General features: G+C 72.1%; 16 protein-coding genes. 10 read left to right on the top strand and 6 right to left on the bottom strand.

Features of this window, described 5'->3' with window-relative positions:
* Positions 1–88 precede the first annotated feature (88 nt).
* Positions 89–703, bottom strand: a complete 615-nt coding sequence (locus tag ACGFR9_RS29115; RefSeq protein ID WP_393214122.1) for a hypothetical protein — start codon at positions 701–703, stop codon at positions 89–91.
* A 212-nt stretch (positions 704–915) separates the two neighbouring features.
* Positions 916–3,081, bottom strand: a complete 2,166-nt coding sequence (locus tag ACGFR9_RS29110; protein ID WP_393214119.1) for a RecQ family ATP-dependent DNA helicase — start codon at positions 3,079–3,081, stop codon at positions 916–918.
* Between the two features lie 141 nt (positions 3,082–3,222).
* Here ACGFR9_RS29110 and ACGFR9_RS29105 point away from each other — a divergent pair, with 141 nt between their 5' ends.
* From ACGFR9_RS29105 to ACGFR9_RS29080, 6 genes are all read left to right on the top strand, one after another.
* Complete coding sequence (locus tag ACGFR9_RS29105; protein WP_393214116.1) at positions 3,223–4,845, top strand: DUF4192 domain-containing protein; 1,623 nt, start codon at positions 3,223–3,225, stop codon at positions 4,843–4,845.
* A 408-nt stretch (positions 4,846–5,253) separates the two neighbouring features.
* Positions 5,254–6,012 (top strand): NUDIX domain-containing protein, encoded by a 759-nt coding sequence (locus ACGFR9_RS29100; RefSeq protein ID WP_393214113.1) that lies wholly within the window; start codon positions 5,254–5,256, stop codon positions 6,010–6,012.
* Between the two features lie 111 nt (positions 6,013–6,123).
* A complete protein-coding gene (locus tag ACGFR9_RS29095) occupies positions 6,124–8,037 on the top strand; it encodes an ATP-binding cassette domain-containing protein (protein WP_393214111.1) in 1,914 nt (637 codons plus the stop codon).
* 163 nt (positions 8,038–8,200) lie between these two features.
* Positions 8,201–9,088, top strand: a complete 888-nt coding sequence (locus ACGFR9_RS29090) for a FadR/GntR family transcriptional regulator (protein ID WP_393214109.1) — start codon at positions 8,201–8,203, stop codon at positions 9,086–9,088.
* 428 nt (positions 9,089–9,516) lie between these two features.
* Entirely contained in the window at positions 9,517–11,046 is a 1,530-nt protein-coding gene (locus ACGFR9_RS29085) for an RNA polymerase sigma factor (RefSeq protein WP_393214106.1), read from the top strand.
* A gap of 144 nt (positions 11,047–11,190) precedes the next feature.
* Positions 11,191–12,024, top strand: a complete 834-nt coding sequence (locus ACGFR9_RS29080) for a S1 family peptidase (protein ID WP_393214103.1) — start codon at positions 11,191–11,193, stop codon at positions 12,022–12,024.
* Between the two features lie 164 nt (positions 12,025–12,188).
* Here ACGFR9_RS29080 and ACGFR9_RS29075 read toward each other — a convergent pair whose 3' ends face one another.
* Positions 12,189–12,419: a hypothetical protein gene (locus ACGFR9_RS29075; protein ID WP_030227767.1), complete on the bottom strand. Its 231-nt coding sequence runs from the start codon at positions 12,417–12,419 to the stop codon at positions 12,189–12,191.
* A gap of 441 nt (positions 12,420–12,860) precedes the next feature.
* On the opposite strand from ACGFR9_RS29075, the gene ACGFR9_RS29070 reads away from it, so the two are divergent.
* From ACGFR9_RS29070 to ACGFR9_RS29060, 3 genes are all read left to right on the top strand, one after another.
* Positions 12,861–14,984 (top strand): type IIA DNA topoisomerase subunit B, encoded by a 2,124-nt coding sequence (locus ACGFR9_RS29070; protein WP_393214100.1) that lies wholly within the window; start codon positions 12,861–12,863, stop codon positions 14,982–14,984.
* A gap of 96 nt (positions 14,985–15,080) precedes the next feature.
* Positions 15,081–15,530 carry a DUF485 domain-containing protein gene (locus ACGFR9_RS29065; protein WP_393214097.1) on the top strand — a complete coding sequence of 150 codons (450 nt, stop codon included), beginning with the start codon at positions 15,081–15,083 and terminating at the stop codon, positions 15,528–15,530.
* The gene (locus tag ACGFR9_RS29060; RefSeq protein WP_393214093.1) at positions 15,527–17,119 is read left to right on the top strand and encodes a cation acetate symporter; all 1,593 of its coding nucleotides are present in this window, start codon (positions 15,527–15,529) and stop codon (positions 17,117–17,119) included. The genes ACGFR9_RS29065 and ACGFR9_RS29060 overlap by 4 nt, the downstream gene beginning before the upstream one ends.
* A gap of 136 nt (positions 17,120–17,255) precedes the next feature.
* Here ACGFR9_RS29060 and ACGFR9_RS29055 read toward each other — a convergent pair whose 3' ends face one another.
* The 3 genes from ACGFR9_RS29055 to ACGFR9_RS29045 form a co-directional block, all read right to left on the bottom strand.
* Positions 17,256–17,936 (bottom strand): response regulator, encoded by a 681-nt coding sequence (locus tag ACGFR9_RS29055; RefSeq protein ID WP_393214090.1) that lies wholly within the window; start codon positions 17,934–17,936, stop codon positions 17,256–17,258.
* A complete protein-coding gene (locus ACGFR9_RS29050) occupies positions 17,933–19,594 on the bottom strand; it encodes an ATP-binding protein (protein ID WP_393214087.1) in 1,662 nt (553 codons plus the stop codon). Before ACGFR9_RS29050 ends, ACGFR9_RS29055 begins: the two co-directional genes overlap by 4 nt.
* Positions 19,595–19,674: 80 nt before the next feature.
* Positions 19,675–20,613, bottom strand: coding sequence for a sucrase ferredoxin (locus ACGFR9_RS29045; RefSeq protein ID WP_393214084.1), 939 nt, complete (start codon positions 20,611–20,613; stop codon positions 19,675–19,677).
* Positions 20,614–20,906: 293 nt separating this feature from the next.
* Between ACGFR9_RS29045 and ACGFR9_RS29040 the strand changes: the two genes are divergently transcribed.
* Complete coding sequence (locus tag ACGFR9_RS29040) at positions 20,907–21,146, top strand: hypothetical protein (protein ID WP_393214081.1); 240 nt, start codon at positions 20,907–20,909, stop codon at positions 21,144–21,146.

The raw sequence follows: 21,146 nt of genomic DNA, 5'->3' as shown, positions 1-21,146 counted from the left end.
TCATGCCTCCGCGGCCCTGGTACCGGGCCGGTCCCGGCACCGTGCGGACGCGGCGCCGCCGTGCGGTCCGCCCGGCACCCCGGTGAGGTCAGCGTGCCGCGGCGCGGCGCAGCACCTCCGACGCGGCTCCGCCGGTGCGCGGTATCCGGGGCGGCGCCGAGGACGTGGCGAACGGCTCCGGCGCCGAACCGGTGCTGGGATGGCGGCCGCCCCGCCCCTCGCCGAGGACCTGCCAGCCGTCACGCGTCAGCGTGATGTACGCCCCGCAGCGCAGCCCGTGCAACGTACAGGCGTCCCGCAGCCCCCACATCCACGCACCGTCCTCCTCCGTCCAGCGCGCGTCGCCGTCACGGCAGTAGAGCAGCACGGCGGTGCGCACCGGGGTACGGCGCCGCAGATCGTGCGGGATCACCCGGCGCAACTGGGACAGCAGCACATTGCGGAGCAGCCAGCCGTCCGCGGACGCCGTACGTCGCGTGAACGAGGCGCTCGCCCGCACGCGTTCGTCCGGATCGAGCACGGCGACGACCGCCGTCGCCGGACCGGGATGATGCCGGGCGTGCAGCCCGCTGACGACCTCCCGCGGGCTGCGCAGCAGCGGGATTCCCGCGGCGGACCACTCCGCGGGTTCGAGCACGCGGTTGGCGGAAGTGGCGGACCTCGACAGCGATGCCGCCGAGGACGGAGCGAATCCGAAGGTCACGGTCCTCCCTTCGGCTACGCCCGGACTGCGGGCAGGGTCGGATTCGGGGAGCGCGCACGCAACAGAGCCCTACCTGATCGGCGGGCGAGCCGTGCGGGTGCGGACTTCAATTCTTCCTGTCGAACTTGGATGCGGCAACGAGCAATTGATGCAGCGGCCCGGTATCGGGTGGTCCACGGCTAATATCCCCACCCGCTGGGCGGGGCGAACCCTCAGCCCTGTACGGCCAGCACCAGCGGCAGCACACCCTGTGCACCGGCCCCGCGCAGCAGGCGCGCCGCGACCGCGAGGGTCCAGCCCGTCTCCGTGTAGTCGTCCACCAGAAGAACCGGGCCCCGTGCCCCGGCGAGCGCGGCGGCGAGGTCGGGCGGCACGGTCAGCGCCCCGTCGAGGGCCTTGAGCCGCTGGGCGCTGTTGCTCCGCGAGGCGGAGTGCGCCTCACCCGTGTACGCCACCGAGCCCAGCAGCGGCAGCCGCCCGATCTCCGCGATGCGCGCCCCGAGCGAGCCGATCAGCCGAGGCCGGCTGCGGGAGGCGAGGGTGACCACCCCGACCGGCCGGGGCTGTGGGTCGGCCGCGCCCGGAGCCCAGCCGCCGGGCCCCTTGGCCCAGTCGGCCAGCACCTCCACCACGGCCCGCGCGACATCGTCCGGCACCGGCCCGTCCGGCGCCTGGGGGGCGAACATCGGACGCAGCCGGTTGCCCCAGCCGATGTCCGACAGTCGCCCCAGCGCCCTGCCCCGAGCGGCCTGTTCCCCGGCCGGAATGCGCCCCTTGAGGTCCATGCCGATCGCCGGGAGCCCGGTCGGCCACATCCGCCGGGGCTCCACCTCGACTCCCGCCCGGACGAGGTCCACCCGGGCCGCCTCCAGCGCGGCCGCCGAGGCCCCGGCGGTGAAACGCGAGCCCGCGCAGTTGTCACAGCGGCCACAGGGCTTGGCGCCCTCGTCGTCCAGCTGCCGCTGCAGGAACTCCATCCGGCAGCCGGTGGTCGCTGCGTACTCGCGCATCGCCTGCTGTTCGGTCCTGCGCTGGCGCGCCACCCACGCGTAGCGCTCGGCGTTGTACGTCCACGGCTGCCCGGTCGCGATCCAGCCGCCCTTGACCCGCTTCACCGCCCCGTCCACGTCGAGCACCTTGAGCATGGTCTCCAGCCGGGAGCGGCGCAGCTCCACCAGCGGCTCGAGGGCCGGCAGCGACACGGGCCGGCCGGCGCGCGCGAGGACGTCGAGCGTACGGCGCACCAGCTCCTCCGACGGGAAGGCGAGCGACGCGAAGTACTCCCAGATCGCCTCGTCCTCCTTGCCCGGCAGCAGCAGCACCTCGGCGTGCCGGACACCGCGCCCGGCGCGGCCGACCTGCTGGTAGTAGGAGATGGGGGAGGACGGCGAGCCGAGATGCACCACGAAGCCCAGGTCGGGCTTGTCGAAGCCCATCCCGAGAGCGGAGGTGGCGACCAGGGCCTTCACCTTGTTGCCGAGCAGGTCCTCCTCGGCCTGCTGCCGGTCGGCGTTCTCCGTCCTGCCGGTGTACGAGGCGACGGTGTGCCCGCGCTGCCGGAGGAAGGCGGTGACCTCCTCGGCGGCGGCCACGGTGAGCGTGTAGACGATCCCGGAGCCCGGGAGTTCGTCGAGGTGGTCGGCGAGCCAGGCGATCCGGTGTGCCGCGTCCGACAGGCGCAGCACACTCAGGCTCAGGCTCTCCCGGTCCAGCGGGCCCCGCAGCACCAGCGCGTCCGACGAGCCCCCCGTGCCCAGCTGTTCCGCGACGTCGGCGGTGACCCGGGCGTTGGCGGTGGCGGTGGTGGCGAGGACGGGCACGCCCTCCGGCAGGTCGGTGAGCATGGTGCGCAACCGGCGGTAATCCGGGCGGAAGTCGTGCCCCCAGTCGGAGATGCAGTGCGCCTCGTCGACCACCAGGAGTCCGGTCGCGGCGGAGAGCCTGGGCAGTACCTGGTCGCGGAAGTCCGGGTTGTTGAGCCGCTCCGGGCTCACCAGCAGCACGTCGACGCCGCCCGCGGCGATCTCCTCCTGGATGGAGTCCCACTCCTCGCTGTTGGAGGAGTTGATGGTCCGGGCGTGGACACCGGCTCTGGCGGCGGCCTCCACCTGGTTGCGCATGAGCGCGAGCAGCGGGGAGACGATCACGGTGGGGCCGCTTCCCCGGGAGCGCAGCAGCGAGGTGGCCACGAAGTAGACCGCGGACTTGCCCCAGCCGGTGCGCTGCACGACCAGGGCCCGGCGCTTGTCGGCGACCAGGGCCTCGATCGCCCGCCACTGGTCCTCACGCAGCCGGGCCTCGCCGGAGGTGTCCCCGACGAGACGGGCGAGAACCGCGTCGGCGGCCGTGCGGAGGTCCGCGTTGTTCGTGTTCTCCATGGGTCCATACAACAGGACGGCACCGACATGCGGGCGGTGCGGCGGCGGACCCGGGCAGCCGTCCTGACCCGGTGACATGTCCCTGGTCGGACTTATCCACAGGGCAGAGCGGAAGTCGGCAATCCGCGAGATCGTCTTCGCATGACGAATCACAGCGAATCCACTGGATCCTCCGAGAACGGTGACATCTCGGGCCACGACGCCGCTTCTCGGACACCCGGCGGCGCGGAGGGCCGCGCACCGGGTCCGGAGGACCTCACCTGTACCGCGTACGACAGCCATGGCGACGGGCAGCAGGTCACCTTGCGCTCCCCGGCCGAGCTCGCCGACGCCCTGCCCTACCTCCTGGGCTACCGCCCGGAGGACAGCATCGTCCTGGTCGCGCTGCACGACAAGGACGGACGGGGCCGGTTCGGCGGTCGCGCCCGCCTCGGCATCCCCGACAGTCCCGACGATTGGCCTTCCGCCGGCCGGCAGCTGGCCCAGGGCCTGGTGAAGGGCAGCGAGCGCCGCGGCGTCCGGCCCGAGCAGATGGTCGTCTTCCTCTGCCGCGAGCCCGGCAGGGGCGAATCCGGCCGGCAGGTCAAGGAACGGCTGGGGCCGCTTGCCCGCGCCCTGCGGCTGGAGTGCGGTGCTCTGGACATCCCGGTGGTGGAGGCCCTGTGCGTCTCCGGCGGCCGCTTCTGGTCGTACTGCTGTGACGACGAGGGATGCTGTCCCTCCGAGGGGACGCCGATGGGCCTGCCCGGCACGTCGGTGCTGGCCGCCGCCGCCACCTACGCCGGCCTCCAGGTCCGCGGCACCCTGAGCGAACTGCGCGCCCGGCTGCTGCCGTGGGAGCACTCCGCCGCCCGGGAGCAGGAGGCCGCCCTGGACGCCGCCGGCCTGGCGCTGATCCCCAGGATTCTCGACGCCGAGGGCCGGGCCGAGGTGGCCGAGGAGACGCTGCGGCTGGCCGAGCGGATCCTGCGCCGGTTCGCCACCGCCCGGCCCGTGTCCGGCGTGCGCCCGGCGGACCTGCGGGACGACGAACTGCTCGGGCACGACGAGGCCGCGAAGCTGATTCTCGGACTGCAGGACCGCACGACCCGCGACCGCGCGGCCGGGTGGATGGAGGACGACGAGGCAGCACCGGCCCTCCGTCTGTGGCGTGCGCTGTCCCGCCGCTGCGTGGGCGCGTACGGCGAGCATGCCGCGGCATCCCTCACCCTCGCCGGGTGGGTCGCCTGGTCCGCCGGTGACGAACTGGAGGCCCGGGAGGCCCTCGCCATGGCCCTGGGCGCCGACCCCGACTACCTCTTCGCGCGGCTTCTCCACCAGGCGTGCAACGAGGGACTCGACCCGGAGTCGATCCGTCACTGCCTGCGGTCCGCACGCGAGGACCGAGGCGGCACGGGCACAGGGCCGGGTCAGCCGGGCGACTGCGAGCCACCGGCAGCCGAACCCGGGGACCCGGACCCGGAAGTGGCTCCTCCCCTGCCCCGCCGGCCTCGAACGCGGGCGCCCGGCGCCGACGGCGCCCTTCCGCGCCGGGCCCGCGCGGAGGGCGGCCGGCCGGGCCGTTTGGTGCCGCACCCCCGTGCTTCGGCGTCGAGCAAGCACCCCGCGGCGGACTGCGGCGGGCGCCCGGGTGGCGCGGGCGAGAAGGGGACGCGTCCCGGCACGGCCGGTCCCGGCATGAGCGGTCCGGGCGCGCGCCGCCGCCGTGGCAGCTCGCAGCCGGGCGCACAGGCCGGCCACCAGCACGGTGACGGGGAGGAGTGAGTGAGTGCCGGCGTCGCGTTCATCGTGTCGGCGCTCCTCCTCGGGGCCCTGGTGGGCAGGTGGTGGGATGCCGTCCGCGCCGTGCCGGCCGGGGGACCGGACGCGTTCCGGGGGAGGACGGACAGACGCCCGCTGTCCGGGTGGGCGCCGGCGTCGGTGGGGTGCCGTAGACCCCGCCCGTGCGGCACCGGGGGAGCCTCCGGGGTGGCGAAGGCGCGGCGGCCCGCCATGAGGAGCGCCGCAGACGCGCCCCGGATCACGCGGGCCCCGGCATGAACGAACGGAGGTCTGCCGGACGGGACATGACATCGGGTCCTGCGATACGCACCGCCCGACCGAAGTGGATCAGTTGGCGATACGGTCGGCGAAGGGAGTGTTTATCGTCAGGCAGACGACTATGATCGCCGCATGCCCTACGACCCGTCAGCCTTTCCGCCCTTCGCCGTCACCGTGGACCTGGTCGTGCTGACCGTACGCCGCCATGCCCTGTGCGCGCTGGCGGTACGCCGGGGCGAGGCGCCGTTCCAGGGGTGCTGGGCACTGCCCGGAGGCTTCGTACGGGACGACGAGGATCTGGCACAGGCCGCGGCCCGGGAACTGGCCGAGGAGACCGGGCTGCGGGTGCACGACCCCGCCATCCCCGCCCAGGACAACGGCGCTCATCTGGAACAGCTCGCCACGTACGGTGATCCCAAGCGGGACCCGCGGATGCGGGTCGTCAGCGTCGCCCACCTCGCCCTCGCCCCCGACCTGCCCGCACCCCGGGCGGGGGGCGACGCCAGCAACGCGCGCTGGGCGCATGTCGAGGAACTGCTGCAGCAGGGTGGTTCCGGCAGGGACGGCGAACCGGTGGCGCCCCTCGCCTTCGACCACGCCCAGATTCTGTCGGACGGAGTGGAGCGCGCCCGCTCCAAGATCGAGTACTCGTCGCTGGCGACGGCCTTCTGCCCGCCCGAGTTCACCGTCGGCGAGCTGCGCCGGGTCTACGAGGCGGTCTGGGGCGTGGCGCTCGACCCGCGCAACTTCCACCGCAAGGTGACGGGCACACCGGGCTTCCTGGTTCCCACCGGTGGCACCACCACACGGCAGGGCGGCCGCCCCGCCCAGCTCTTCCGGGCCGGCGGAGCCACCCTGCTCAACCCCCCGATGCTGCGCCCCGAGGTCTGACGCGGGGCGGCCCGACCAGGCCAACGGGCCCGGCGGGACGGCGCCCTTCACCTTCACCGACGGGCCACGCGATGCCCGAAAAACCCCATATGGCGCGCTATGTTGCATCGCGTGATCCAGGCCACCGGACTGACCAGCAGCCCTCGCAAAGAGCTTCCGCCCGCCGTCGACGACGTCTCCTTCGAGGCGCACGCGGGCCGCGTCACCGTGCTGCTCGGAGGGCCGGGCGCCGGCAAGACCACGGCGCTCCGGCTCATGCTCGAGCTCCAACGCGGCCGTGGCATCACCTGCTTCAGAGGCCGCCCCCTGCACCGCATCCCCCATCCCGCCCAGGAAGTCGGCGTACTGCTCGGCGATGTGCCGGGACACCCCGCCCGTACCGTCCGCGGGCACCTCCGCATGCTGTGCGCCGCCGCGGGTGTACCGGTGCGCCGGGCCGACGAAGTGCTCGAAGCGGCGGGGCTCGTGAGCCTGCGCGACGAACGCCTCGGCATCCTGTCCCGCGGCATGGACCGCCGCCTCGGACTGGCCTGCGCCCTGCTGCCCGACCCGCACACCCTCGTTCTCGACGAGCCCGCGAAAGGCCTCTCCACCACCGAGAAGCGCCGGCTGCACGACATGCTCCGGGCGTACGCGGCCCAGGGCGGCACCGTGCTGTGCACCACGGCCGACCCGAAGGAGGCCGCACGGATCGCGGACCATGTGGTCACCCTGGAGCGGGGGAGACTCGTCGCCGACCAGCCGGTGGCGGACTTCTCGCGCACCCGGCTGCGCCCCCGCGTCGCCGTCCGCAGCCCGCACGCCGCCCGGCTCACCGCCCTCCTCGCGCAGGAGGCCCGGGCCGCCCGGCGGTCCGTGGAGGTCGTGCACGAGGGCGGCAACCGCCTCTGCGTCTACGGCAGTACCTGCGCGGACATCGGCGAGATCGCGTTCCGGCACGGCATCGTCGTCCACCAACTGGCCGACGAAGTCGGCGACATGGGTCCGGGCGCCGGCGCCCCGGGACCGGACGGGCCAGCGCCCCGGGCCGGCGTCGGCGCGCTATCGGCCCCGCCGGAAGCCGACGTGTCACCGCCCGCGGACGACACGCAGGACGATCCGGACCGCCACCCGGCCGCCCCGGCAGGCGAAGCGGCCCCCGGGTCCGCGATGGAACCCCGGCAGGTGCCGGACGAAGTGCCGGACCGCTCGCGCCGGGCCGCCCGTATGCGCGACGCCGGGGCCGGGCTGCCGCCACCCGTCGCCGTCCGGGCCGCGCCCAGACCTCTCCGCCCCCTGCGCTACGAGATCCGCCGGGCCACGGGTGTCGCCACGGGCTTCCTCGTCGGGGCGGCCGTGCTCGCCGTGTCCGCGCTCACCGCCGTACTGCTGGCACGGGCAGGGCACACCCCGCAGCCGCGCCTGCTGGCCGCCTGGCCGCAGGAGTTGCCCCTGCCCCCCGCGGCGCTCGGCGCGGGACTGCTCGGCGCGCTGGCCTTCGGCGACGAGTTCCGCCACCCCGCGCTGGCGGCCGACCGCGGCACCGTGCCCCGCCGGCTGGGGCTGCTGACCGCCAAACTCCTCGTGGCCTCCGTTACCGCGCTGGTGCTGGCCGTGCTCACCGTCGGCTGCGACGCCGAACTGCTCTATCTCGTATACGGACGGGAGCTCGTCGAGGTTCCCGCCGACTGGCTGCCCCTGAGCGCGGGTTGGCTCGGCCTCGTGACGGGATGCGCCTGCGCCGGCGTGCTGGCCGCGGGTGTGTTCCGGTCCACCACCGCCGGTCTCGCCGTCGTCGTCGCCGTACCCCTGCTCGTGGTGCCGCTGGTGCACAAGGCGATGGACGGGCCGTCGGTGCGCACCCCGGCCCCGCTGTCGTCGCGGCTGCGGGACGGTCTGCCGCTGCGGTGGCCCTTCGGGGGCGAGCGGCAGCTGGACGCCGTACTGCGCATGGTCGCCCAACCCGTCGGCGGGGCCCTGACGTTGTCGCTGGCGGCGCTGCTGTGCGCGTATCTGTTCACCGGCCTGCGAAGCAGAGTCCGATGACGACCGTCCGTGAACAGCCGGGCCCTCCGCTGGCCGCAACTCCCCGCAAAAAGTCCGCATCTTTCCGATAAGGCGTCAATTGCGACGGGGTGAGCGATCACCCTTTCGTGTGCTTTTCACCAAAGACCTCAAGGGAGTTGGAAGCGAAGCCGACAAAAGATGCGTGAGTACCCTTGCGCACACCATGATGACCGCCGCCCGCTCCGCAGACTCCGGCCTCGCGAGCCCGGGCGAACTCGACCGCTACCCCTACGCCGAAGCGCCCGGCGTCGACCGCGTCGGGGTTCCCGCGTGGGACGGCGCGGACCCGGAGCTGGGCCGTGTGGGCCGGCGGTCCGCGGGCAGCCGCGGACGCGGGCTGCACGGCCAACTCGTCCAGCAGCTGGGCCAGATGATCGTCTCAGGGGACCTCGGCGCCGACCGCCCGCTGGTGCCGGAGGAGATCGGCCAGCGCTTCGAGGTCTCCCGCACCGTAGTCCGCGAGTCGCTCCGCGTCCTGGAGGCCAAGGGCCTGGTCAGCGCCCGTCCGAACGTCGGCACGCGCGTGCGCCCCGTCAGCGACTGGAACCTGCTCGACCCGGACATCATCGAGTGGCGGGCCTTCGGGCCGCAGCGGGACGACCAGCGCCGTGAGCTGAGCGAGCTGCGCTGGACGATCGAGCCGCTCGCCGCGCGCCTGGCGGCCGGGCACGGACGGGAGGACGTCCAGCAGCGGCTGGCCGACATGGTGGAGATCATGGGGCACGCCATGGGGCAGGGCGACGCCCTCACGTTCGCCCGCGCCGACTCCGAGTTCCACTCCCTGCTCATCCAGGTCGCCAGTAACCGGATGCTGGAGCACCTCTCCGGGATCGTGTCCGCCGCGCTGCAGGTCTCGGGCGGGCCGGTCACGGGCTGTGAGCGGCCGAACGAGGCCTCCCTGGTACAGCACGGCCGGATCGTCGACGCCCTCGCCGGCGGGGACGGCGCGGCGGCCGAATCGGCCATGCGTCAACTTCTCACGGTCCACCCAGAGGTGGAACGCGTGGTGCCCGCCCCGCGCGAGCACTGACCGCGTTCCGCGGACGGCATGGTCCGGCGTGCCATCCCCCTCCTGTGGCAGCGCCCCACCGCTGAGCCGTCCCCCGTCGGACCCCGTGGGATCGTCGACGATCCCACGGGGTCCGACGGCCGGAGAGGCGTGGCAGACTCGAAGAGGAGACCTCCATGCCCCCGAGTGACCGCTTTAGTTATTGTTTGACCGATTCTGTGCGCTTACGGGGTGTGACTCGGGCCACGCGGAATGGGCGTAACGCTCCTTGAGAGAACGCGATGACCTAAGAGGTGACAGCCGCGGAGGGAATACGGACGCCGTTCAAGGCGCTGTGCAACTTCCCCGGCCCCCGCCCGCGCCGTCGGCCCATCCCCAAGCCGGCGGTCGGCTCCTGTCCACTGTGGACGGGGCCGGAAGCCGTTTTCCAACGTTCCGAGAGGTTGTTCGTGTCGGCCAGCACATCCCGTACGCTCCCGCCGGAGATCGCCGAGTCCGTCTCTGTCATGGCGCTCATTGAGCGGGGAAAGGCTGAGGGGCAGATCGCCGGCGATGACGTGCGTCGGGCCTTCGAAGCTGACCAGATTCCGGCCACTCAGTGGAAGAACGTACTGCGCAGCCTCAACCAGATCCTCGAGGAAGAGGGTGTGACGCTGATGGTCAGTGCCGCAGAGCCCAAGCGCACCCGCAAGAGCGTCGCAGCGAAGAGCCCCGCCAAGCGCACCGCCACCAAGACGGTCGCGGCCAAGACGGCGACCGCCCGGAAGGCCACCGCCACCGCGACTCCGACGGCCCCGTCCGCCGACCCCGCCGTCGAGGAGGAGGCACCCGCCAAGAAGGCGGCTGCCAAGAAGACGACCGCCAAGAAGACGGCCGCGAAGAAGACCACGGCCAAGAAGACGGCCGCCAAGAAGACCGCGGCCAAGAAGGACGACGCCGAGCTGGCCGACGACGAGGTCGTCGAGGACACCAAGGCCGCGGAAGAGCCGGAGGGTGCCGAGAGCGCCGGCTTCGTGCTCTCCGACGAGGACGAGGACGACGCGCCGGCCCAGCAGGTCGCCGCCGCCGGTGCCACCGCCGACCCGGTCAAGGACTACCTCAAGCAGATCGGAAAGGTCCCCCTGCTCAACGCCGAGCAGGAGGTCGAGCTCGCCAAGCGCATCGAGGCGGGTCTGTTCGCCGAGGACAAGCTGGCCAACGCCGACAAGCTGGCGCCGAAGCTCAAGCGCGAGCTGGAGATCATCGCCGAGGACGGGCGCCGCGCCAAGAACCACCTGCTCGAGGCCAACCTCCGTCTGGTGGTCTCCCTGGCCAAGCGCTACACCGGACGCGGCATGCTCTTCCTGGACCTCATCCAGGAGGGCAACCTCGGTCTGATCCGCGCGGTCGAGAAGTTCGACTACACCAAGGGCTACAAGTTCTCCACGTACGCCACCTGGTGGATCCGTCAGGCGATCACCCGCGCGATGGCCGACCAGGCCCGCACCATCCGTATCCCGGTGCACATGGTCGAGGTCATCAACAAGCTCGCCCGCGTACAGCGTCAGATGCTCCAGGACCTGGGCCGCGAGCCCACCCCGGAGGAGCTGGCCAAGGAACTCGACATGACCCCGGAGAAGGTCATCGAGGTCCAGAAGTACGGCCGCGAGCCCATCTCCCTGCACACCCCGCTGGGCGAGGACGGCGACAGCGAGTTCGGTGACCTCATCGAGGACTCCGAGGCGGTCGTCCCGGCCGACGCGGTCAGCTTCACGCTGCTGCAGGAGCAGCTGCACTCCGTGCTCGACACCCTGTCCGAGCGCGAGGCCGGCGTGGTCTCCATGCGCTTCGGTCTCACCGACGGTCAGCCGAAGACCCTCGACGAGATCGGCAAGGTGTACGGCGTCACGCGCGAGCGCATCCGCCAGATCGAGTCCAAGACCATGTCGAAGCTGCGCCACCCGTCGCGCTCCCAGGTGCTGCGCGACTACCTCGACTAGGCAGGACCGCCACGACGGGCAGTCGTGCGTCAGGCCCGGTTCCCGCTCGCGGGGGCCGGGCCTTCGCGCTGCCGCGCGGGTGCGGGCCCGGGAGAGGTCCCTCACTGTGGGTGCCTAAGGATCACCCCAGTGTGAGGAGCGCGCATGCGACGTCGTCTTGCCCGGGCCCTGGCCCGGCCGCTGGCCCTCGCGGCCGCCGCGACCGTCATACCGCTGGCCTCGGCCCTTCCGGCGACCGCCGACAGCATCGTCGTCGGTGGCTTTCCCGTGGACGTCTCGGAGGGGCCGTGGACCGTGGCGCTGTCCAGCCGTGACCGGTTCGGAGGTACCCGGGCGGGACAGTTCTGCGGGGGTGTGGCGGTCGGCCGGACCACCGTGCTGACCGCGGCCCACTGCATGGACGAGGAGGTGCTGGGGGCGCCTGCGGACAGGGTGGGCGACCTCAGGGTGATCGCGGGGCGCACGGAACTGCTCTCGGAGCGCGGTCAGGAGATCGCCGTACGCGACACCTGGGTGAACCCGCGCTACGACGGTGTCACCAACTCCGGCGACTTCGCCGTGCTCAGCCTGGCCGAGCCGCTGCCCTCGAACTCCGTCATAGCCATGGCCGGGACCGGTGATCCCGCCTACCGCGCGGGCACCCCCGCCACCGTCTACGGATGGGGGGACACCACGGGGTCGGGTTCCTACGCCGGGAGCCTGCACGCGGCGCGTGTGCGGGTGCAGCCCGACGCGCTGTGCGAGAAGGCGTATCCGGGCGGTTCCGAGGGCACCTACCGCGCCAGGACGATGCTGTGCGCGGGCGAGGTGGAAGGCGGCCGGGACGCCTGTCAGGGGGACAGTGGCGGGCCGCTGGTGGCCCAGGGGCGGCTGATAGGGCTCGTCTCCTGGGGAGCGGGGTGCGGCTGGGCCGGCAGCCCCGGGGTGTACACACGTGTCTCGGACATCCTGCGGACCCTCGGGTGGCCGCAGGGCTGAGAGCGGACGAGGAGGGCGCCCACGGGCCGCTCAGCGGCCCCTGGCGCCTGCGGGCATGAGACGGGCGGCTGCCTCCCCGAGGGAGGCGGCCGCCCGCTCACCGGCCTGTGCCGGGTGCTCGTCGTCGGACGCGAGGTGTCGGCGCTCTGTCGGCGCTCTTCGGGTCAGCGCTCCTCGTCGGGAGCGGGTGCCGCGGGGGCGGTGAGCCGCTCCGTCTCGTCCTGTATCTCGGCGGCGATCTTCTTGAGTTCCGGCTCGAACTTGCGGCCGTGGTGGGCGCAGAAGAGCAGTTCTCCGCCGCTCAGCAGGACGACGCGCAGGTATGCCTGGGCGCCGCAGCGGTCGCAGCGATCGGCGGCCGTCAGCGGGCTCGCGGGGGTCAGAACAGTAGTCACGTCGCCTCTTCTCTAGCTCGACGAGCTGTCGTACCAGGGTCAACATCCAACCAGCCCGAAAACGTTCCCGCTCGTGGCTTCTCCTCGAAAAAATCTTTCCGAGGCGGCTGGCTGCTGCCGGTTGGCGGCGAATGTGCCGTAGTGCGTGTCTGATGTGTCGTACGGATTCGCGTTCGTATCGGTGGTCGGCCCTCCCGGCTGGCTTGCCGGTTGTTCATGAGGACGTGCCCGGAGCCTAAATGGTTCATGCCTGGAAGGGAACGTGATGTGTGCTTCACTCCATCGAGGGATCGAACACGCATACGACCCTGGACTAGGGTGGGCTGAAGCGAGGGTGGCGTGACAACGGCTCTACCAGGCCTCGGTACCCTCTCACCGGTGACTGAAGCCGCGCCCTTACCCAAGAGGGCCGCATCTGAAATTCAGCGAGGAGCGAACCGCGTGACCGCCGAGACGTCCGTGCCGTCCACAGCGCTGCTGGCAGGAGCAGACCGGGACGGTTCCAACTACACCGCGCGGCACCTGCTCGTCCTCGAGGGGCTCGAGGCCGTGCGGAAGCGCCCCGGTATGTACATCGGGTCCACCGACAGCCGTGGCCTGATGCACTGCCTCTGGGAGATCATCGACAACTCCGTGGACGAGGCCCTCGGAGGCTACTGCGACCACATCGACGTGGTGCTCCACGACGACGGCTCGGTGGAGGTCCGGGACAACGGCCGGGGCATCCCGGTCGACGTCGAGCCCAAGACCGGCCTCTCCGGGGTCGAGGTCGTCATGACCAAGCTGCACGCCGGCGGCAAGTTCGGAGGCGGCTCCTACGCCGCCTCCGGCGGTCTGCACGGCGTCGGCGCCTCCGTCGTCAACGCGCTGTCCGCGCGGCTGGACGTCGAGGTGGACCGGGGCGGGCACACCCACGCGATCAGCTTCCGGCGCGGGGTTCCGGGAGCCTTCGCCACCGGGAGCCCGGACGCGAAGTTCGAGGCCGGGAGCGGGCTGCGCAAGGCCAAGAAGATCCCGAAGACCCGCAGCGGCACACGCGTGCGCTACTGGGCCGACCGCCAGATCTTCCTCAAGGACGCCAAGCTCGCCCTGGACACGCTGCACCAGCGCGCCCGGCAGACCGCGTTCCTGGTCCCCGGTCTGACCATCGTCGTGCGCGACGAGTACGGGCTCGGTGAGGGCGGCAGCAAGGGCGAGGAGTCCTTCCGCTTCGACGGCGGCATCAGCGAGTTCTGCGAGTTCCTCGCCGCGGACCGCCCCGTCTGCGACACGCTCCGCTTCACCGGACAGGGCACCTTCAAGGAGACCGTCCCCGTCCTCGACGAGCACGGTCAGATGACGCCCACCGAGGTCACCCGCGAGCTCGGCGTCGACGTGGCCATGCGCTGGGGGACGGGCTACGACACCATGCTCCGCTCCTTCGTCAACATCATCGCCACCCCCAAGGGCGGTACCCACGTCGCCGGTTTCGAGCAGGCCGTCGCCAAGACGATGAACGAGGTGCTGCGCACCAAGAAGATGCTGCGCGTGGCCGAGGACGACATCGTCAAGGACGACGCCCTCGAGGGCCTCACCGCGGTGGTCACGGTCCGGCTGGCCGAGCCGCAGTTCGAGGGCCAGACCAAGGAGGTCCTCGGCACCTCGGCGGCCCGCCGCATCGTGAACACCGTGATCTCCAAGGAGCTCAAGGCGTTCCTGACCTCCACCAAGCGGGACGACGCCCAGCAGGCCCGCGTGGTCATGGAGAAGGCCGTCGCGGCGGCCCGGACCCGTATCGCGGCCCGTCAGCACAAGGACGCGCAGCGCCGCAAGACGGCCCTGGAGTCCTCCTCGCTGCCGGCCAAGCTCGCCGACTGCCGCAGCGACGACGTCGACCGCAGCGAACTGTTCATCGTCGAGGGCGACTCCGCGCTCGGCACGGCCAAGCTCGCCCGGAACTCCGAGTTCCAGGCGCTGCTGCCGATCCGCGGCAAGATCCTCAACGTCCAGAAGTCGTCCGTGACGGACATGCTGAAGAACGCCGAGTGCGGCGCGATCATCCAGGTCATAGGGGCCGGCTCGGGCCGGACCTTCGACATCGACACGGCCCGCTACGGCAAGATCATCATGATGACCGACGCCGATGTCGACGGCTCCCACATCCGCACCCTGCTGCTCACCCTGTTCCACCGCTACATGCGGCCCATGGTCGAGGCCGGCCGGGTGTTCGCCGCGGTGCCGCCGCTGCACCGCATCGAGCTGATCCAGCCCAAGAAGGGCCAGGACAAGTACGTCTACACGTACTCGGACCGGGAACTGCGGGACAAGCTCCTGGAGTTCCAGAGCAAGAACGTCCGCTACAAGGACTCGATCCAGCGTTACAAGGGTCTCGGCGAGATGGACGCCGACCAGCTGGCGGAGACCACCATGGACCCGCGCCACCGCACCCTGCGGCGGATCAACCTCACCGATCTGGAGGCCGCGGAGCAGGTCTTCGACCTGCTGATGGGCAACGACGTCGCCCCGCGCAAGGAGTTCATCTCCAGTTCCGCGGCGACGCTGGACCGCTCACGCATCGACGCATAGCGCCCCCGCGGGGCGCATGCGGGGCGAATCACCTGATGGGGTGAAGAGGAACGGGAAGAAGAGTCAGGGATCTTCCCGTTCTGTCCATCCTTGGGTATGCAGCAAAGCAATTCGGGGGACGTGAGATACGACGATCCCTGGTACGACGCCCTGGCCTCGGGCTGGGGCGAATCGTCCGGCCCGGCGGAGACGACCTCACCGACCCCGCGCGCGGACGCCGCCGACGTCTACCTCGAAGTACAGCGCAGCGCGGCCTTCCAGGAGGTGCGCAGCCGGTACCGGCGGTTCGTGGTACCCGCGGTCATGGCCTTCCTCACCTGGTACGTGGCGTACGTCGTGACCGCCACGACCGCGCCGGGACTGATGGCCCGGCCCGTCGCGGGCGCCGTGAACCTGGGCCTGCTCGCCGGACTGGGCCAGTTCCTGACCACGTTCCTGCTCACCTGGGCCTACGTCCGCCATGCGCGGCTGCGCCGGGACCGGGCGGCGCTGGAACTGCGCTGGGACGCCCAGGAACTCGCGCGCGGGAGAGGCGGCGCGGCATGACGGGTGATCACCAGACGGCGGCACTGCTGCTGTTCGCCGCGTTCGTCGCGGTGACCCTCGGCATCACGACCTGGGTGAGCCGCCACCGGCAGGGTTCGGCCGAGGAGTTCTACGCGGGCGGCAGGCTCTTCTCCCCGATGGAAAATGGTTTTGCCATCGCGGGTGACTACATGTCGGCCGCCTCCTTCCTCGGCATCTCCGGACTCATCGCCCTCGTCGGCTACGACGGGATGCTCTACTCGGTCGGCTTCCTGGTGGCCTGGCTGGTGGTCCTGTTCCTGGTCGCGGAACTGGTGCGCAACTGCGGCCGTTTCACCCTCGCCGACGTGGTCGCGGCGCGCATGCGGGAGCGGCCGGTGCGCATCGCGGCGGGAACGTCCTCGGTCACCGTGTCCGTTCTGTATCTGGTGGCGCAGATGGTGGGTGCGGGCAGCCTGGTCGCGCTGCTGCTCGGCGGTACGGGAGAGGCGACCCGGGCCTGGACCGTCGTCGGCGTCGGTGTACTCATGGTGATCTACGTGTCGCTCGGTGGGATGAGGGCCACCACCTGGATCCAGATCGTCAAGGCGGTCCTGCTGCTCGGCGGCACCGTCGTGCTGACCGTCCTCGTCCTGCTGCGCTTCCACGGCGACTTCAACCGCCTGCTCCTCACCGCGGCCGAACGCAGCGGCCACGGCGACGCGTTCCTCGCACCCGGACTCGCCTACGGCGGAGACTGGACCGCCCGGTTCGACTTCGTCAGCCTCGGTCTCGCGCTGGTGCTCGGCACGGCGGGCCTGCCGCACATCCTGTCCCGCTTCTACACCGTCCCCACCGCGCGGGCGGCACGACGGTCGGTGGTCTGGGCGATCGGACTCATCGGCGGCTTCTACCTGATGACGATCGTGCTCGGCTTCGGCGCCGCCGCCCTCATCGGGCCGGACACCGTACGCGCGTCGAACGCGTCCGGGAACACGGCGGTTCCGCTGCTCGCCCTCGACCTGGGCGGCGGCGCCGGTTCCACGGGCGGCACGATCCTGTTCGCGGTCGTCGCCGCCGTGGCGTTCGCGACGATCCTCGCCGTGGTCGCGGGGATCACCCTCGCCTCCTCGGCCTCCGTCGCACACGACCTGTACGTCTCCCTGCGACGCCGGAGCGGGAAGCCGCGCAGTGAGGTGGCCGTGGCCCGCGTCGCCTCGGTCGGCGTCGGACTGGTCGCGATCGCCCTCGGTCTGCTCGCCCGCGACCTCAACGTGGCGTTCCTGGTGGGCCTCGCGTTCGCCGTGGCCGCGTCCGCGAACCTGCCCGTGCTGCTGTACTCGCTGTTCTGGCGCGGCTTCACCACACGCGGCGCCGTATGGTCCGTCTACGGGGGTCTGGTCCCCGCCGTGCTGCTGGTGCTGCTCTCCCCGGTGGTGTCGGGCAGTCCCGCCTCCCTCTTCCCGGGCGTCGACTTCCAGCTCTTCCCGCTGCAGAACCCCGGTCTGGTCTCCATCCCGCTGGGCTTCCTGGCCGGCTGGCTGGGCACGGTCACCTCACCCGAGCTCCCCGACGAGGCCAAGCACGCGGAGACCGAGGTGCGCTCACTGACCGGCGCGGGCGCGGTGTAGAGCGCCCAGGGGGTGTCCGACACATGCGCTCATGCGTCGGACACCGTCTGGCGGGCGCACGACGGAGACGGGCGGCGCCGTCATCCGTAATGGGGGAAGGGCACGGTTCCCTTCCCCCGCCCCCATGGGCCGTGCCTCAGGCGCGGGTCGCCCACACATACCGGTGTTCCGGGCGGCCCGCGTCGCCGTACTTCAGGGTCAGCGTGGCCCGTCCCGTGCGTTCCAGCAGCTTCAGATAGCGCTGGGCGGTCTGCCGGCTCACCCCCGTGCGTTCGGCGATCTCCTGGGCCGACAGCGGGCCGTCGGCGTTCATCAGCGACCGCCGTACGAGTTCGGCGGTGGTGGGGGAGTGCCCCTTGGGCAGTTGGGGCTCGGAGGACACCGACAACGCGCCGAAGATACGGTCCACCTCCGCCTGCTCCGCCTCGCCGCCGCCGTCGAGGGTGCGGCGAAGCTCCGCGTACGCCTCCAGCTTGGCGCGCAGCCCGGCGAAGGCGAACGGTTTGACCAGGTACTGCAGGGCGCCGTGCCGCATCGCCGCCTGCACCGTGGACACGTCCCGCGCCGCCGTCACCATGATCACATCGGTCTGCAGGCCGCGCCGGCGCATCTCCCGCACCACCGCGAGCCCCGTCTCGTCGGGCAGATAGTGGTCCATGAGGACGAGATCCGGCCGGGGTGCCGCCTCCAGCCGGGCGAGCGCCTCCGCCGCGCTGTGCGCCTCCCCGGTGACGACGAAGCCGGGCACCTTCGCGACGTACGCCGCGTTGACCCGCGCGACCCGCACGTCGTCGTCCACGACCAGGACCTCGATCACCGCGACTCCTCCTCGGCCGGCGCACCGGTGAGCGCGGGCTCCGCGCCCGCCTCCGTCAGGGCGTCGGGCAGGACGACGGTGAACTCCGCGCCCCCGCCCGGTGCCTCGCCCACCTCCGCGCTCCCGCCCTGCCGCTCGGCGAGCCTGCGCACCAGCGGCAGCCCGATGCCGCGCTCGCGGTGGGCCGGCGGCTCCTTGGTGGACCAGCCCTCGGTGAAGATCGACTCGTGGTGTTCCGGCGGGATCCCGGGCCCGGTGTCGCGCACCACGAGCACCGCCGTACGCCCCTCGGTACGCACTTCGACCTCCACGCGCGCGTGCGGCGTACCGGCGACGGCGTCCAGGGCGTTGTCCACCAGATTGCCCACGACGGTGACGAGCCCCCGGGGGTCGATCAGCCGGTCCGGCAGCCGGGTGCCGTCCGACACCCACAGCGCCACTCCGCGCTCGGCCGCGACCGTCGCCTTGCCCACCAGCAGCGCCGCGAGCAGCGGATCCCGGATCTTCTCGGTCACCTGCTCCGACGTGGCCCGGTGATCACCGACGACCTCGCCGACGAACTCCACCGCGTCGTCGTACATCTCCAGCTCCAGCAGTCCCAGCAGGGTGTGCATACGGTTCGCGTGCTCGTGGTCCTGGGCGCGCAGCGCGTCGATCAGCCCGCGCGTGGAGTCGAGTTCCCGGCCGAGCCGGTCCAGCTCCGTGCGGTCGCGCAGGGTGGCCACGGCGCCGCCGTCGTCCGTCGGCATCCGGTTGGCGACCAGGACCCGCCGGCCGCGGACGGTGAGCAGATCGGTGCCGGTCACCCGCCCGGCCAGTACGTCGGCGGTACGTCCCGCACCGAGCGCCGCGTCGGGGGAGCGGCCGACGGCCTCCTCACCGATCCCCAGCAGCCGTTGCGCCTCGTCGTTCAGCAGCCGGACACGGCCGTCGCGGTCCAGGGCGACCACGCCCTCCCGGATCCCGTGCAGCATCGCCTCCCGCTCCGCGAGCAGCGCCGCGATGTCCGAGAAGGCCAGGTCACGGGTCTGCCGCTGCACGCGCCGGGAGATCAGCCAGGCCGCGAGCGCGCCCACGGCCAGGGCGCCGCCGGCGTACGCGAACAGTCCCGGGATGGCGTGGATCAGCCGGGCCCGGACGCTGTCGTAGGCGATGCCGACCGAGACCGCGCCGATGATCTCGCCGTCCTCGTTCCGCAGCGGCACCTTGCCCCGCGCGGAGCGCCCGAGGGTGCCGTCGTCGATCTCCATGACGTCCTGCCCGGCCAGCGCCTCCCCCGGGTCGGTCGACACCAGTCCGCCGATCCGCTCCGGATCGGTGTGCGACCAGCGCACGCCCCGCAGGTCCAGCACCACGACGTACTCGGCGCCGGTGGCCTTCCGGATCCGTTCCGCCTCCCGCTGCACCGGGCCGTCCGGCGACGGCGCGGTGCCCTCCAGGTCCTGTGCCATCTGCGGCTGCTGGGCGGTGGTCTGCGCGATCGCGAGCGCGCGGCGCATCGCCTGGTCGTCCAGCTGGTCGCCGAGCGGCGCGAGGAACAGCCCGGTGGCCAGTACGGCGACGCCCGCGGCGATCGACAGCTGCATCAGCAGGACCTGCGAGAACACCCGCCGGGGCAGGCCGAGACGCAGGCGGCGTGCGGGGGGAGTGGAGCTCATACCCATGACCGTACGCGGCGTGGCGCGGGGTGCCGCAGGGGTGTGGCGGGGATCTCCCGGCCCCTGCCCGACGGGTCCGGTCAGCTCGCCAGCGCCGTCATCGTCACCTCGCGCACGCCCACGACATCCATCCGCGCCGGCGAGCCGAGCACCGACCCGCAGCTCTCCGGACGGGGCGGCAGCGAGGCGCCCTGGGCGACCTCCACCAGCCACCGGCGCCCGTCCGTGTGGGCGACGGTCACCTCCCAGCGGGGCGCCGTGCCGTCCGTCCGTACGACGCTCAGGGCCTCCGCGGCGTACTCGCCCACCGCGCGCCGCACCGCCAGCTCGGCCGCCTGACCGGGCCGCTCCCAGGCGGAACCGCCCCGGCATCCCTCGACGACGACGCGGCCCTCCTGGGCGCTGTGCAGCACCTGCTTGACGGCATGCGCCTCGGCCCGCCCGTACGCGTAGCCGTACGGCAGGCACAGGACGGTGGGGGAGAAGCGGTGGCCGCCCAGATGGGTGACCTCCCAGACGCCCTCGACCCCGGAGGCGGCGAGCTCGGCAGCCAGGGGACGTCCGAGGAGGGCGCAGCAGCGGTCGCGTTTGCCGTTGGTGCAGACGAGGGCGAGCGGATCGCCCTCGTGGGGCCGGCCGCCGAGCGCGGTCGCGAAGGACTCCGGTTCGCCCCTGCCGAGGGCGGCGAAGTCCAGGCCGAGGAGGTGCTCCGGGTCGGTGGTGGTGGCGGCGTGCAGCCACACGTTTCCGGGAACGGTGTGGGCCACGTACACCCGGCGCGTGGCGGGCATCCGGCGGTCGGCGTGCCGCCCGGGCCGTCTTATGAGCGCGATCCGCACCCCGGTGCCCTGCGCGGCGGCCTCCAGCGCGCGGCCGAGGGCGGGGTCGAGATGGCTGGAGGTGAGCGCCCTGGCACCCCAGGGGCCGGGCTGCTCGAGCAGCAGCCAGGTCCTCGCGGTGGCCGCGGTTCCGGCGATGGGCTCGTCGAGCTCGCGGGAGACGGTTGAGCACGTACTCACAGAGGTGAGCCTAACCTGAGTTGCACACGCGTGGCATGTCGGCCCACCCGTACCGCGAGGGCGGGCCGGCGGGTGACAATTGTTCTGAACCGGGTTGATCATCGATTCTTCGCTTACGCGTTCACTCTTGCGGATGATTCCTCGGAGCGGGGGTGCCCTCACGTCGCTGAGTGATAGGAATGCGGCACGCGTTGCGAGCGCTGTGGTGTGTGCTGGACCTGCGAAGATGCGATCGCGCATCGCGCGGCAGCGGGCGTAGGCGCTCGTGCCTTGAGAGCAGAGGAAATTCAACAGTGAGTCAGATCATCCGCCGTCTCGGTGTCGCTCCGCGCCATCGGGGCAGTTCCACCGGTGCGACGTGCCCCGACGTCTTTGAGCTGGCGGACGGCAACTTCGCCGTCATCGGTACGGATGTCACCGACTCGCTCGATTCCCAACTGCCCGCGGATGCCGCCCGCGCCGACTACGAGCGCATTGTCGTGATCACCAGGGAGACCCTGATCAAGGCGAAAGCGGATATCCCGGACGCATGA

Origin of the sequence: Streptomyces sp. NPDC048584 (assembly GCF_043199595.1) — a bacterium.
Classification (GTDB): Bacteria; Actinomycetota; Actinomycetes; order Streptomycetales; family Streptomycetaceae; genus Streptomyces; species Streptomyces edwardsiae.
This window is presented reverse-complemented; position numbering and strand designations above follow the sequence as displayed.

Coding starts and splice junctions, on each gene's coding strand:
- ACGFR9_RS29110 (WP_393214119.1), bottom strand. CDS start 3,081: ATGGAGAACACGAACAACGCGGACCTCCGCACGGCCGCCGACGCGGTT.
- ACGFR9_RS29105 (WP_393214116.1), top strand. CDS start 3,223: ATGACGAATCACAGCGAATCCACTGGATCCTCCGAGAACGGTGACATC.
- ACGFR9_RS29100 (WP_393214113.1), top strand. CDS start 5,254: ATGCCCTACGACCCGTCAGCCTTTCCGCCCTTCGCCGTCACCGTGGAC.
- ACGFR9_RS29080 (WP_393214103.1), top strand. CDS start 11,191: ATGCGACGTCGTCTTGCCCGGGCCCTGGCCCGGCCGCTGGCCCTCGCG.
- ACGFR9_RS29065 (WP_393214097.1), top strand. CDS start 15,081: ATGCAGCAAAGCAATTCGGGGGACGTGAGATACGACGATCCCTGGTAC.
- ACGFR9_RS29060 (WP_393214093.1), top strand. CDS start 15,527: ATGACGGGTGATCACCAGACGGCGGCACTGCTGCTGTTCGCCGCGTTC.
- ACGFR9_RS29050 (WP_393214087.1), bottom strand. CDS start 19,594: ATGAGCTCCACTCCCCCCGCACGCCGCCTGCGTCTCGGCCTGCCCCGG.